The 14,837-nt window shown below is 45.8% G+C and carries 13 protein-coding genes; 7 read left to right on the plus strand and 6 right to left on the minus strand.

Annotated elements, in window-relative coordinates:
• The first annotated feature begins 16 nt into the window (after positions 1-16).
• On the plus strand, positions 17-544 hold the full coding sequence (locus EC604_RS15885; RefSeq protein WP_123065093.1) for a phosphatase PAP2 family protein: 528 nt from the start codon (positions 17-19) through the stop codon (positions 542-544).
• Between the two features lie 50 nt (positions 545-594).
• On the plus strand, positions 595-1,746 hold the full coding sequence (locus tag EC604_RS15890) for an MGDG synthase family glycosyltransferase (protein ID WP_123065094.1): 1,152 nt from the start codon (positions 595-597) through the stop codon (positions 1,744-1,746).
• A gap of 111 nt (positions 1,747-1,857) precedes the next feature.
• Here the strand turns inward: EC604_RS15890 and EC604_RS15895 are convergent, their stop codons facing one another.
• The 3 genes from EC604_RS15895 to EC604_RS15905 form a co-directional block, all read right to left on the minus strand.
• A complete protein-coding gene (locus EC604_RS15895) occupies positions 1,858-3,411 on the minus strand; it encodes an ABC transporter substrate-binding protein (protein ID WP_429351248.1) in 1,554 nt (517 codons plus the stop codon).
• 98 nt (positions 3,412-3,509) lie between these two features.
• Complete coding sequence (locus EC604_RS15900; protein WP_240036924.1) at positions 3,510-4,445, minus strand: carbohydrate ABC transporter permease; 936 nt, start codon at positions 4,443-4,445, stop codon at positions 3,510-3,512.
• Positions 4,446-4,481: 36 nt separating this feature from the next.
• Positions 4,482-5,387, minus strand: coding sequence for an ABC transporter permease (locus tag EC604_RS15905; RefSeq protein WP_090922181.1), 906 nt, complete (start codon positions 5,385-5,387; stop codon positions 4,482-4,484).
• A 481-nt stretch (positions 5,388-5,868) separates the two neighbouring features.
• Here EC604_RS15905 and EC604_RS15910 point away from each other — a divergent pair, with 481 nt between their 5' ends.
• Positions 5,869-8,127, plus strand: a complete 2,259-nt coding sequence (locus EC604_RS15910; protein WP_123065096.1) for an AraC family transcriptional regulator — start codon at positions 5,869-5,871, stop codon at positions 8,125-8,127.
• A gap of 71 nt (positions 8,128-8,198) precedes the next feature.
• Here the strand turns inward: EC604_RS15910 and trmB are convergent, their stop codons facing one another.
• Positions 8,199-8,954: a tRNA (guanosine(46)-N7)-methyltransferase TrmB gene (gene trmB / locus EC604_RS15915; protein ID WP_123065097.1), complete on the minus strand. Its 756-nt coding sequence runs from the start codon at positions 8,952-8,954 to the stop codon at positions 8,199-8,201.
• Between the two features lie 151 nt (positions 8,955-9,105).
• Positions 9,106-9,306, minus strand: a complete 201-nt coding sequence (locus EC604_RS15920) for a hypothetical protein (protein ID WP_090922175.1) — start codon at positions 9,304-9,306, stop codon at positions 9,106-9,108.
• A 314-nt stretch (positions 9,307-9,620) separates the two neighbouring features.
• On the opposite strand from EC604_RS15920, the gene EC604_RS15925 reads away from it, so the two are divergent.
• From EC604_RS15925 to EC604_RS15940, 4 genes are all read left to right on the plus strand, one after another.
• Complete coding sequence (locus tag EC604_RS15925; protein WP_123065098.1) at positions 9,621-10,574, plus strand: TIGR01212 family radical SAM protein; 954 nt, start codon at positions 9,621-9,623, stop codon at positions 10,572-10,574.
• Positions 10,575-11,159 carry a class I SAM-dependent methyltransferase gene (locus tag EC604_RS15930; protein WP_123065099.1) on the plus strand — a complete coding sequence of 195 codons (585 nt, stop codon included), beginning with the start codon at positions 10,575-10,577 and terminating at the stop codon, positions 11,157-11,159. It abuts the gene before it with no gap.
• A gap of 205 nt (positions 11,160-11,364) precedes the next feature.
• Positions 11,365-12,345, plus strand: coding sequence for a type I phosphomannose isomerase catalytic subunit (locus EC604_RS15935; protein WP_123065100.1), 981 nt, complete (start codon positions 11,365-11,367; stop codon positions 12,343-12,345).
• 41 nt (positions 12,346-12,386) lie between these two features.
• On the plus strand, positions 12,387-13,406 hold the full coding sequence (locus EC604_RS15940; protein WP_123065101.1) for an alpha/beta fold hydrolase: 1,020 nt from the start codon (positions 12,387-12,389) through the stop codon (positions 13,404-13,406).
• Positions 13,407-13,559: 153 nt separating this feature from the next.
• Here EC604_RS15940 and odhB read toward each other — a convergent pair whose 3' ends face one another.
• Positions 13,560-14,837: a 2-oxoglutarate dehydrogenase complex dihydrolipoyllysine-residue succinyltransferase gene (gene odhB, locus EC604_RS15945; RefSeq protein ID WP_123065102.1), complete on the minus strand. Its 1,278-nt coding sequence runs from the start codon at positions 14,835-14,837 to the stop codon at positions 13,560-13,562.

Genomic DNA, 14,837 nt, shown 5'->3' on the forward strand with positions numbered 1-14,837 from the left:
CTGGCAGGAGGCCAATATGAGCCGTTTTTTCTTAAAGTTTCAAGAGTACGATCGTAATGTGTTTATGTGGATTAACGGCCGGCTTCATAATCGTTTTATGAATTTCTGGCTGTACTATCTCACCCATCTTGGCGGAGCAACTTCTTCCATTGCGGTATCTTTGTTAATCTGGCTGCTTGCCCCGGCTCCCTGGAGTACGACTGGACTTCAAGCCTGCATCGCCTTAGCGGTAAGTCATATCCCTGTAGCCATTGCCAAGAAATTGTATCCTCGCATTCGACCTTACCTGGCCTTGCCTGATACAATAACGTTTCGCAACCCACTAACGGATCATTCGTTTCCATCGGGGCATACAACCGCTATTTTTTCGGTCACAGTGCCCTTTATGGCCGCTGAGCCGTTTCTATTACTGACTTTGCTTCCTGTGGCTCTTATTGTCGGATTCTCTCGAATTTATCTGGGTCTACACTATCCGTCCGATGTTTTGGCAGGAGCCACAATCGGTACTTTAGTCGCACTTGCTACAGTTGCATTCTGGGCTTAAAGCCGATATGTTAGACTCAGGAAAACCTAGCAGGAACAGGTGAAGCAAGCGTGGAGAAAAAAAGAATTTTACTATTATCTGAGGGCTTTGGCGCAGGTCATACGCAGGCTGCTTATGCATTGTCCAGCCATTTACGAAAGCTGTCGCCGAATATCCAAACCAAAGTGCTTGAACTCGGAAGCTTTCTTAACCCGAAAGTAGCACCACTTATCCTTAATGCGTACAAAAGAACGGTGACCAATCAACCCAAACTCGTTGGATACATGTACAGACAACAATATAAAAAACCATTGAATCGGCTAACAACTCTTGCACTGCACAAAGTGTTTTACACCCATACCCGCAGTGTCGTTCGTCAGTTGCATCCAAATGCCATTGTCTGCACCCACCCGATTCCAAGTGCAGTTATATCCAGGTTAAAGCGGTTAGGTACAAAGGTTCCCTTATGTAATGTTTTAACCGATTATGACGCACACGGCACATGGATTAGTCCTGAGGTGGATTTATATCTCGTTTCCTCGGACGAAGTAAAATCCAAGTTGATACGTCGAGGGGTGTCCGTAGATAAAATCAAGGTAACCGGTATTCCTGTACACCCAAACTTCTGGGAGCATCCCGGACATGATGAAATCCGCTCCAGATTTAATCTAAAAAAAATGCCAACCGTGCTTGTCATGGGCGGTGGCTGGGGGATGCTCAGTGACAAGGTTGTTCACCAGTTACTAGCACGCTGGCATGAAGATATCCAGATTATTTTCTGTCTTGGACGTAATGACAAAATACGGATTAGCATGGAGCAGGACCCACTGTTCCAGCAAGAGAATATCCACATTATCGGATATACAACGGAAATCGATAAATTAATGGAAGTCTCTGATCTACTGATTACAAAACCAGGCGGAATGACTTGCAGTGAAGGTTTGGCAAAGGGCATTCCGATGCTGTTTCATAACCCGATCCCGGGTCAGGAAGAAGAGAATGTACATTATTTTACAACCAGAGGATTAGGTGAACGAATTACCTCCCTTGACGTGGTTGTACAATGGATGAACAAATTGCTTCATCATTATCCAGATGTGGTGCAGAAGCGAAAACGCCATCTGGCGGAGATTGCCAAAGTACATCCGATGGAAAGCGCGCAGTCTATCATGGATTTGTTACAGGATATGCAGCCTTCATCATCAGAGTCGACCCGTTTATAACCTTTGTAGTTTGAATAAGCTCGTCCTTCTTATCTCTTATAACGAAGAGAAAAGGTGCCTTCGAAACCGAAGGCACCTTTTCTTCTTACGTTTGCAAATTAACCATACTGCTTATTGTATACCGGCAGATTTCAGGTACTCCTGCCATTGTTTTGTATACTCCGACTGAATTTTATCCAGACCGGCTTGTTTTGCTTTTTCCATAAACGTATTCAAACCACCCTCTACATCCGCAACAAGGCCTACGTTAAGCGGATACAGATACTGCTTCTCAACTTGCTCCAAAGCCGCTTTCTCCGCTTGATAAGGTGTCCAATCCTCGGCAAAACCAGTGAAGATATCCGGTTTTTTGATCTTATCAAGGTCTTTAAACATAGCCAGTACATCATCAAAGCTCTTGTCGTACAGCATAAACTCTGGATTACGCCATGCCCAGCCATTCATACCTTCACGCGGGAAGCCATTGCTCTGTGCATCGCCAATCATATGGTAGTATCCGTCTTTTACTTCAAAGTTTTTGCCTTCCACACCATACTCGGTCAACCAGTTGTAACGTTTGTCGGTCACAAGCTTCTCGTAAAATTCCAATGCTCTTTCCGGGTTTTTACTGCTACGCGGAATAGCAAAACCGTTATGAATCGGATGCACCGGCTGTGCAAACCCTTTCGCATTCGGATATGGGAAATATCCAAGCTTCCAGTCCGGGTGAGTGGACTGAACCTTAATTACATCAGAATTGAATTTGTTCGGGTTCTCCCCAGCCAAAATGACAGCTGCTTTACCATTTTGGAGCAGAGAATTGGATGTATCCTTCACGTTCAGTACGTTTTTCGGGAAGAAACCTTTATCCATCCAGCGTTTGTATGTTTTCAGGTCTTGTAAATGCTGTGGTGAGCCCCAATAGGACGTCACTGTAGAAGGTGTATCATACATAATATCCAGTCCATATGGAAGCTGACCAGCCGTATTTACCAACTTGGAAGTTAATTGGCGAACACCATGCGTATGATTTGCATTGCTGTCTGCAATTGGAATCATGTTGGGTTCATTCGCCTTGATGCCGTCCAGGTATGCTTCGAGCGTTTCCATCGATTCTGGCTTCGGCAGATTATACTTCTCACGCAGGTCTTCACGGTACGCTATACCCTCGGTTACATATTCAATCCATGTCGATGGAACCGTGTAGATTTTGTCGTTAATCTTAACCGCATTCCACATATCATCCGGGACATGAGATTTGAGCTTTGGTGTTTTTGCCAACAGTTCATCCAGCGGCAGGAAAGCACCTTTCTTCGCATAAGACTGGTAATTCGTCCAGTCTGCTGTAAAGATTAAGTCAATTGGCTGTCCGGAAGACAGCAGCAATTTATATTTTTGATCCCAGTCCGTCCATGACGTGAAGTTGAATTTTACATTCACATTCAGATCGGCCTCAGCAAGCTTGTTAATTTCCGACTCAATCACAGGCAGATCTTTCGGAGCATCTCCAAGCATGTAAAATTGCAGGGTTACTTTTTCGCCTTTATTATCCGATGAGCCTCCCTGAGCATTACCTTGCGCATTCCCTCCCGAACCGCCGCCGTTGCACGCGGCCAGCACGCCAGCAAATAACATCAGAACAAGTACCATAGACAGGTGCCGAATCATTTTATTACGCATATGCATCCTCCCTTTTTGTGTTAAACCTATATGTTAGCGCAGACCCGCTATGCATCAGACCATCCATTTCCCCGGCAGCCTGACGTCCCCAACGTGTGTACGTTCTAACCTTTGACGGCTCCAATCGTGAGTCCTTTGACAAAATAACGTTGAACAAACGGATACAGGAACAAAATCGGGCCAGTTACGATAATCGCCATCGCCATCTTGGTCGACTCTGTTGGAACGTCTTGACTAAGCGTTACCCCCGTGCCAATCGCCATCTGGTCAATGAAGGTAATCGTATTCATCGTGTTGTACAAGTAAAATTGGAGCTGGTACATATCCGGGTTGTTGATAAACAAGGAAGATGTGAACCAGTCATTCCAATAGCCCAGGGCAAGAAATAGTCCAACGGTTGCAATGCCCGGCATCGCCAGTTTTAACACAATACTGAAGTAGATCCTGAAATCGTTGGCACCGTCAATCTTCGCCGATTCGATTAGTTCATCCGGCACCGCGGAGCGAATAAAGTTTTTCATGAGAATGATCAGAAACGGAGTCATCAGCCCGGGGAATATCAGCACAGTATACGTATCCGTCAGGTTGAAGTAGTTCGCCAGCATAATGTACCAAGGCACAAGACCTCCGCCAAACAGCGTTGTGAAGTAAATGAAAAAGGAGAACGTATTCCGGTACTTGAAATCTTTACGCTGGAGTACAAATCCCGCCATCGTGATAAAAAACAAGCCCAGTGTTGTGCCGACAACCGTTGTGAACACCGTTACCCCATACGCTTTGAGTACCTGTGTCGGGAATTTGAATACCATTTTGTAACCTTCCAGAGAGAAGTGTGTCGGAAAAAGATGATACCCATCCCGCACAATCGATTCGTTGCTGCTGAATGAACCTGACAAAATGAGCAGGAATGGCAACAGGCACATCAGCGACAAAACAATGATGATACCATAGGCAATGAGCTGAAAAGCCAAGTTGAATTCCGAATCTTTGGCACGAGTCTGGGTTCGTATCCGTCTTTGGGTATGTGTTTGTGTGCTCATGGTTATTCTCCCTTCTGCCCTGAGGGCGAGCTTATTCTAGAACAAAGCGTAATCTTCGTTGATTTTGCGGATAATGTAGTTGACCGTCATGATGAGGATGAAACCGAATAAGGATTGGTACAAACCAGCTGCGGTTGCCATACCAATATCAAAGGTTACTTTCAATGAACGATAGACATACGTATCAATGATATCCGTAGCGTTGTAGAGCACGCCGTTGTTCCCGATCAATTGATAGAACAGGTCGAACTGCCCTTTCATGATGCTGCCAAGTGAGAATAACAAGAGAATGACAAACGTTGGTTTGAGCATCGGCACTGTAATGTACCATATCCGTTGAAAGATATTCGCCCCGTCAATGCGGGCCGCTTCATAATACTCGTCACTTATTCCCGTTATTGCGGCTAGATAGATGACCATGCTGTACCCGAGGTTTTTCCATAAATAAAAGATAATGATCAGAAACACCCAGATCCATGGTGTGTTGTAGATATCAACCGGCCCTGCCTCAAAACGTTTGAGCACGGTATTCACAAACCCAGATTCATAGTTAAACATGTTGTAAGCGATTACACTTAATAGAACAAAAGAGATAAAGTAAGGCAGAAACATGACGGACTGGGTTATTTTTTTGAACAACTTCCCCCGAATTTCACTTAGCATGATCGCACAAAAGATCGCTAGACCGTTCCCCAGTATAATGAAAGCCAGGTTATACCCTACGGTATTTGTCGTAAGTTTCAGCAGCATTCCTGATTGCCAGAGAAACTTAAAGTTGTCTAACCCGACAAACGGACTTCCGAATAATCCTCCTGCAAAATCATAACTGGTGAATGCGTAGTAAATACCGACCATCGGAAAATACGAGTTAATGAGAAAAAAGATCAGCGTGGGCAGCAGCATCAGAAACATGATTTTGTTTTTGTTCAATTCTTTGAGCATGACTCGATCCCTCCCAAATGTAACGGTGATACGTAATAAAGAATGTTGTTGGTGCATGATGATCATGTTTGTTGCTGGTGAATATGGAGGCGAATGTTGATGTGCGTATGATGCCTGCACCAGTGAAGCTCTGAATTTATTGTAGACTGACCCCTTCGTTTCTGAATACTGAAGCTTCCTCCCATTCGTGAACGATGCTGCGAAATGAGAAGTGAACAATATGTACTAAGTATGAAATGAACGCATGTACGTTCACAAAAGTTGATATCGTGCATAGCTTCAGCCTAATGAACAATCCCGCGAAAGTTGAACTTTATCTAGGGAAAAGGAACTAAAAGGCTTGTCCAGCATTGATGTAAACGCATACATATTATATAATTTAAGTTACCTTGCTCTTCTGTTTTGCTACATATGAAATTCAGTACTTCTTATGAAAAATACATAAGTTCACTCATATCAGGAGGTTCGAGGGGGAAAAAGAATGCGCAAACGTTCAGAGGACAGTCAGAAAGTATTCACGCGGATTCTGATCGGTATTATTATCAGCACTGCCGCAACTCTACTTGTGGCATCAACCATTTTATACGTTAACTACAATCGTATTGCTCTCCGCCAGGTCTATCGTACCGATGTGAATAGCCTCACCCAGACGAGCCGTGAAGTGGCCAAAATGACGGAAAGTGCCAAGTCTCTCTCCTACCAGATTTATCAGGACTACACGATTTCTTCCCTGATGCTCTACTCCAAGCCCAGTATCTATCAGATCACTTCGGCCATGGAGCAACTCGATAACTACCGCATGTCTCTTCCTTTTATTGAATCCATCTATGTATATAACTCGAAAAGCAATGAATTTTTTATCAGTTCCGACGGAGTTCGCAATGGACAACAGTCTATATCCGAGATTGATGACCAAGGAATCAAACATATTCTGGATCGTTTCCATGACTATAAACCCTTTGTGCCTATCCCGCGCACGTATAAGGTCGGCTCAACCGAGGCCAGTGAGGTGAACAGTTACACTTACCTGTGCTACGACACCATTAATGACAACGCCAAACTCAATTACGCCGTTATCGTGAACATTAAAGATGACTGGCTTAGTCCCAATATGAATGCAGCAGACCAGCCGGGCAAAACCTTCATTGTGAATGAACAAGGCGAGTTGTTGTCCGATTTTGGAGACCGCCCACTGCTTAACAATCTCGCAAGCGAAACATTCATGCGTCCAATCATGCAAGATACCGAGCATTCTGCTTATTTTACCGAGCAAGTGGATGGGGAGAAATCACTCATCACCTACACCTCCCCAGACAGTCTAGGATGGCGTTATGTACGCATCACTCCCTATGATGTGATTACAGCTGATATTCGCGGCATGCGCACGCATACCCTGTTATTCTGCCTCGGATTGCTGGCTGCGGGCTTGATTCTTTCTTATCTTGTCTCCCGGAAGTTGTATCATCCGATTAATAACGTGCTTGTCCGCATGCGTGTAATGGAAGCCGAACGCCGGGGCAGTCTGCAACTGCTAAGGCAAGACTTTCTAAGGGGTGCTCTTCAAGGGCGTGAAACGGCAACCTGTAATATGCTTGAGGATCGGATGAGATTCTACGGTTCTCCCGTTGATGTACATCAATCGTCAAGACTCGTGCTTTTGCGCATCGACCATTATACAGAATTTTGCGAAACTTACCGGGAAGATACCCAACTTGTAAAATACGCGATGATGAACATTTGCACCGAGACGGCAGATACTCACTATTACGTGGAAGCTGTGGATATGGGCGGTGACCAGATTACACTGCTGTTTAATGAAAAATCGGAAAATAATTCTTTGTCAGAGCATGAGGATTCACATCAAATTGAAGAATTGCTACGTATGATGCAGGCTGCAGTCATGACTCATCTCAAATGCTCTATCTCTTGTACGCTGGGGCCAGAAGAAAATTCACTAGAGGAATGCATTGAAGGTTACGCTCGTTCCGCTGAGGCATCGCTGCATCGCCTGTTCAAGGGGCCAGGTTGCTTGATTCATACCGCAGGCATCATGGCGTATCAGAGCAAAGAGTATACTTTTCCTGCAGGCAAAGAAAGACAGCTTGTGGAATGCTTGATGACGGGCAAGACTGAGGAAGCCAAGCTAATCTACGCAGATATCGTTAGTGAGACAGCCGCCTATCCGTTTACCGTCTTTCAGCTTGCGCTGTCCCATCTGACGATGACCCTTAATCACGTTCGCAACACTCTCAAGAAGAACAATCAACTTACACTGGATTCCGTTTCAGGCAGTTTGATGCTTCCAGTGAAAAATGCTGAGGATCTCAGCGAGGTGCATGAACATTTTTATCGGATGTTTGATGAACTCGGCTCCAAGGTAGAGGAAAAACGCACACTTAAGCATGAGGAACTCATTCGGAGAATCAACGATATAGTTGAACGCGATTATGCTGACCCGAATCTGTGCTTAACCTCCATTGCAGAGGAACTAGGCATGTCGCCAATCTACGTCAGCAGGTTATATAAACAGCTCACATTAAAAGGACTCACGGATGTCATTAATGAGACACGCATTGCTAAAGCACAGCATATGCTTGTGCAGACCGAAAATTCCGTTGCGGATATCGCAGAGCGAACCGGTTTTACCAACAGCTCTTATTTTTATCGGATGTTCAAAAAATTGAATGGCGTGACTCCTAACGATTATCGCCGTAAAGAGCTTCATTCTGAACATCTCTAATGTCCATTTATAAAAAGAAAAAGAGCGGTACCTTAGAGCAATGCATTTGCCCTTAGATACCGCCCCTTTTTTTATGCTTCGTCCTGATCTTCACCAGACTCGTCTGTAGCTTCACGCACTTTGTACTTATCCAGACGCATTTCATTGTACTCTCGCAAAGCCTCTTCCCCTACAATCACTTCGACACGGTGAATGTTCATGCCTTTACCCATGAATTTTTGTTCATATTCGGTCATAACGTGCTCTTCATTCAAACCGTCACGGTGCAGATTCAGAGACAAATTCGTCATCTGCAAGCCAAAATCTGCGATCGAGTTCAGGGAGAATTCAAACAAGGTTTCTGAATCCGTTTTAAAATGAATCTGCCCTTTTGGATTCAGCAGTTCAATATACTTTTTCAAGAAGCGTGGGTGTGTCAACCGACGGCGTGCATGTTTCGCTTTTGGCCACGGATCACTAAAATTCAAATAAATGCGTTCCAGTTCCTTAGGTTCAAACACTTCTTCAATCTGTTCGATGTTCGCGAGCGCCAGCTTTAGGTTCGGAGGTGTCTCTACCTCAGCCTGACTCCAAGCGTTACGAGCTTTTTCACTAGCACGGCGGACGAGCTCATCATACATATCGATACCGATAAAATTATATTGCGGATATTTATAACTCATTTGGCTGATAAATTGACCTTTACCCATGCCAAACTCGACAAAGATCGGATGATCATTGCCAAACAGCTCAGCCCACTTGCCTTTGTGTTGCTTTGGCTCCAGGACAACCAGATCCTCTTGTTGTTCCAGATTTTCTCTAATCCCTTTTCTACCACGTAAACGCATGTTATTCCTCCGTTTGTCCATACTTGTCCTAGACTCATTTTGCCCAAGAACCGGCAAATTGTAAAGAGCAATGAAAAAGGAATCTCCGGACCTGCCACGTTGGGCAAATCTCAAAGATTCCCTTTTCGATTTATTTGGAATTGGGGTCCAACTACTTTAGTAGTTCATAGTCTACCTTATCTTGGTGTGAAAAATCAAATGTCTTTTCGAAAGCATCGCGAACTTTTTGTCTTGCAGCCGCTTTCACTTTCGGATTTCCATTAAAACGAACGCCTGTCAAAGCCAGTGCCTCTTCTGCCGTCAGCTCAACAGATACATGCTGGAATTCATTATTTTTAACTTGGGAATTCATTCATATCACCTCACGGTATAGTATGATCCATGACGTCAACATTCATTCAAATGCCACGATGAAAACTACTCACTGGATGGTGTCTGACGCTGATTTAAATATAACACAAGGTGTAAACTACATCAAGTAAAAACCCTTGATTTGGCGGCCTTTTTTTCGTTTACATTCCCCTTTTTTTCGGATTTTTGATACAATAAATGACGAAAACCGCACAGCATCTGCATACCTTGCTCAGGTTTGATATTACAGAATAAGAAATAAATCAAAAAAAGGATTATATTTTAAGCCATAGACCTCAAAGGAGTACCTTGAAAATGAATGCACCAGCAACACAATCGCCACTAATGTGGGGGGATAAACGGTTCCACACCTGGAATTATGAAATGCGCGATCAGTTTAATAACAAAGTATTTAAAGTGATGCTGGATGCCGGGTTCACCTGCCCGAATCGGGATGGCTCCATTGCCAAAGGGGGCTGTACCTTCTGCAGTGCACGTGGATCAGGCGATTTTGCAGGTAGCAGACGTGAAGATCTCGTTAGCCAGTTCAATACGATTCGCGACAGACAGCATCTGAAATGGCCTTCAGCTCACTATATCGGTTACTTTCAGGCCTACACCAATACCTATGCACCAGTCGAAGAGCTGCGCGAATACTTTGAAGAGATTTTACAACAGCCGGGCGTTGTCGGTTTATCTATAGCTACTCGTCCAGACTGTTTACCAGACGACGTTGTGGAGTATTTGGCAGAGCTTAATCAGCGCACCTATTTATGGGTAGAGATGGGATTGCAGACGATCCACGATTCCACTTCGACTTTGATCAACCGTGCACATGATACGGCGTGTTATGAAGAAGCGGTAGAAAAGCTGCGTAAACACAATATTCGAGTCTGCACACACATTATCTATGGCTTGCCGCAAGAAACCCACGAAATGATGCTGGACACCGGTCGCGCGGTGGCAAATATGGATGTGCAGGGCATTAAGATTCATCTGCTTCATCTCATGCGTAAAACGCCAATGGTCAAACAGTATGAAGCCGGTCTGCTTCGGTTTCTTGAGCAGGATGAATATATTAAGCTGATCGTAGATACGCTCGAGATGCTCCCGCCCGAAATGATCGTACATCGCCTTACAGGAGATGCTCCTCGTAACCTGCTTATTGGACCCATGTGGTCTTTGAACAAATGGGAAGTTCTAAATTCCATTGACCGAGAACTGCGTGAACGTGATACATGGCAGGGTAAGTATTGGAGGGAGGCATAGATGGGCTTTCTGTCGGTTCTAAGCTGTGCGCATCAATGGATCGCTTCTCGGCTTCAGCCAGGAGATTTCGCAATTGATGCCACGGTGGGTACAGGTGCTGATACCTTGTTTCTCGCAAAGCAGGTAGGCCAGCGTGGTCAGGTCATCGGATTTGATATTCAAAACGAAGCGCTAACGCTAGCCCAGGCCAGGATTCGAAAGCATGCTGAAAGCAGCAAACTCGGCTCTATTTCCTTGATGGAATTAAGCCATGCACGAATGGCCGAAGCCGTCCCAGACGGCTGGATTGGTAAAGTAGGAGCTATTATGTTTAATCTGGGTTACTTACCTGCTGAAGGAGCAGATGCTTCTATCATTACCGAAACAACCAGCACAATCACAGCACTTGATGCTGCTACGATGTTATTGCGTCCACGCGGTATAATTACTGTCGTCTTATATCCGGGTCATGACGGTGGCGCTCAGGAAGCTAAGGCTGTATCCACATGGGCAGCTGCTTTACCTGTCGAACAGGCTCAGGTTGTGATGTACCGCCAGTTGCAGCGTCAAACTTCACCTTATTTAATCGGTATTGAAAAAAAATAAAAAATAATTTCCTTTGTTCACCAAATGAAATACACTGAACACATTGACTGGACCAGCCTTTGCTTTTTCATCCATGTCGCCGTGTTCACCTGCACGTATGCAATCGCATTCACTTGTTCTTCTTCATCTGCATGTGCCGGGTCGTTAGAGGGCCCAGAACTGGTTAAAGCGATTCACCAATTCATATACTAGAGGAGAGATATCCATGTCTACGCCATACCCGCTACAATTCCAACCTGAATTCAAAGAACGTGTATGGGGAGGCCGAGCGCTCGAGCAATTTGGTCTTACCCCCCCTGAAGGACATATTGGGGAAGGCTGGATGATTGCAGATCACGCCAACGGTACGACCAAGGTAATAAATGGCCCACTCGCTGGCAAAGGACTTGATGAGGTTCGTGAACAACTCGGAACAGCCTGGCTGGGTTCCAAAGGCGTTTCTGAAAAAGGCGGACGTTTCCCTCTGCTAATCAAACTGCTTGATTGTAACGACGACCTCTCCGTTCAGGTTCATCCTACGGATGATTACAAGGCTCTTCCTCCAGGTGAACTGGGTAAAACCGAAATGTGGTACGTGCTCGACGCCAAACCCGGCGCTCATATTATCTACGGCCTTAATGAAGGTGTAGATCGCGAAGGATTGAGACAGGCGCTGGAGAATGGTACCGTTATGGATACTCTTCGTCAAGTCCCCGTGGAAGCCGGAGATACATTCTTCATCCCTGCTGGAACAGTGCACGCTCTCTGCGCCGGTGTTGTTGTAGCAGAAATACAGCAAAATTCAGACACAACGTACCGGATCTATGATTACAACCGTCCTGGACTGGACGGCAAGCCACGTGAACTGCATGTGGAGGATTCCTTGAATGTCACCGCCTATGAAGGTGCCGGAGCAACAACAATGAAAACGAGCAATGCAGTACCTGGTGAATGGCTCCAGCTTGCTTCTTGTCCTTACTTTGTAGTAGAGAAAGGCGTGGTAAATGAACGCTGGGCGTTATCTACGACACCGGACAGCTTTACCATTCTTGTTGTGTGTGAAGGTGAGGGTACGCTTGAATGGAGTGGTTCTGAAGAAGGCGAGCAGTTGACATTGAAAGCAGGCCAATGTTATCTTCTGCCGGCTAATCTGGGTAACTATACACTAAGTGGCAATACAACCGTTCTTCGATCCTATCTTCCTTAAGTTTTAGTTACCGATAACCTGTGAAGGAGGAATTACACGAGATGCAGGAATCTACCTTTACGCTGATGGGCAATGAAGGTACCCGTGTTCATGTGTACCGCTGGCTTCCCGATCCGGACGAACACATTCAAGGCGTTGTACAAATCGCGCATGGAATGGGTGAAACCGCAGCGCGTTATGCCGAATTTGCGGGTTATCTCACCAAGCACGGCTTTGCTGTGTATGCTAATGACCATCGGGGTCATGGAAAAACGGTGGAGAGCACCGAATCACTGGGTGATGCAGGTGTGGACGCATTTCGCTGGATGGCTAAAGATATGGTCAATCTGGGCGAGCTAGTTGCCAAAGAACACTCCGGTGTCCCCCTGTTCCTTATGGGGCACAGTATGGGTTCCTTTTTGGTACAGCACCTGATGTATGCAGCGCACGAGAGATACCACGCGTTTGTGCTGTCCGGCACAAACGGCAAACGAGGATTACTTCGGTTTGGAGAAAAGCTGGCCCTACTCCAGTGCGGCATCCAAGGTGACAATCATCGAAGCCTGTTGCTGAATGCCATTGTATTTGGCGGATTTAACCGTGCGTTCCGTCCAGCTGCAACGCCTTTTGACTGGTTATCTCGTGACCAGCAGGAAGTGCAGCGATTCATCGACGACCCGATGTGTGGAGCGATATGTACCGCTGGCTTTTTCCGTGATTTTTTTAAACTGCTCCTTGAAATCCATCTTCCGCAGCACATGGAACGTATCCCCAAATCCAAGCCGGTTCTCCTGTTCTCTGGTGAACTGGATCCTGTCGGTCTTCGGGGTAAAGGTGTGTTAAACCTATACTCCCACTATAAGAAGCTTGGACTTCAAGATGTAGAATACCGTCTTTATCCAGGCGGACGACATGAGATGCTCCATGAGACCAATCGTAACGAAGTAGCTCAAGATGTCCTGAATTGGTTACAACGTCATATGCCAACGATCGAGCAACAACCTACACAAAATAGTAGTCAACAAGATTTCGATAAAGATCCGTCTTTGGAGATTCAATCGAATCAGACAGCTTTGATGTAAGATCTTTTTCTGATTCAATACCGATTCAAATGCGAGCAAAAACCCCCTGAACGAGCACATTACATATTGTGCTCGTTCAGGGGGTTTTATTCTATTGAAGTATCTCAGATTTCATAGGATGAGAAATAAAGTAGAGCGCAAATCTCAGAACTATTAACCTTCAATCAACAATGATTCTGGATCTTCAAGCAATTCTTTTACAGTCACCAGGAATCGTACAGCTTCGCTTCCATCAATAATCCGGTGATCGTAGGACAAGGCGATGTACATCATTGGACGGTTTTCCATCCGTTCAGCATCAATCGCCACTGGGCGAAGCTGAATTTTGTGCATCCCGAGAATACCTACCTGCGGAGTATTCAGGATTGGCGTAGACAGTAGGGAACCGAATGTTCCGCCATTGGTAATCGTAAATGTACCACCTTGCAGGTCAGACAATGCGAGCGTGTTGGAACGTGCTTTGGACGCCAGGTCTGCAATGCTTCTTTCGATTTCGGCAAAGCCCAGACGGTCAGCATCACGTACAACCGGAACAACCAAACCTTCTTTGGCAGATACCGCAATACCGATATCGTAGAATTTTTTCAATACAACGTCTTCGCCATCGATCTCTGCGTTAATCGTTGGGAATTTTTTAAGTGCACCTACAACTGCTTTGGTAAAGAAAGACATGAAGCCCAGGTTGATATCATGCTTCTCTTTGAACTTGTCCTTGCGACGTTTACGAACGTCCATGATCGCTGTCATGTCAACCTCATTGAAGGTAGTCAACATCGCTGCGGTCTGCTGTGCTTCAACCAAACGTTTCGCGATAGTTGCCCGGCGACGGGACATACGCTGACGCTCTACAGGCTTGGAAAAAGTTGTGCCGCTCGCTGCTGGAGCGCTAGGCGCGGAAGCAGGAGCTTTGGCTGCTGGCGGTGCCGCTGGAGTGGACGGCTGACTTCCATGGCTTTTCACATCATCCTGATACACACGGCCAATCGGATCTTTGCTCTGCACCTGATCCAGTTCAATCCCACGCTCACGAGCAAGCTTGCGTGCAGAAGGAGAAGCCGTTTTAATGCTATCCGATGGCTCAGGCGGTGCAGCAACAGCCGTTGCCGGAGCTACTGGAGCCCCAGGAGCAGGTGCGGAGGCCGATTTAGATTCGGACGTTGCTGGTTCGGAAGCAGCTGGAGTGCTTCCTCCCCCTGCCCCAGCTGAAAGCGTACCGATCGTTTCACCAATCTCAACGGTCTCACCTTCCTGACGAATGATCTTCTCGAGCACACCGCTCTCCTCAGCACTGATCTCGATGTTGACCTTGTCTGTCTCCAGTTCAAGCAGAACATCACCTTGATTAACGGTGTCTCCTTCTTTTACCATCCATCTGGATACCGTTCCCTCAGTTATTGACTCACCCATTGCAGGTACTTTAATTTCACTCAC

The sequence above is a fragment of the Paenibacillus amylolyticus genome, from assembly GCF_003719335.1.
In the GTDB taxonomy this organism is placed as follows: Bacteria; Bacillota; Bacilli; order Paenibacillales; family Paenibacillaceae; genus Paenibacillus; species Paenibacillus amylolyticus_D.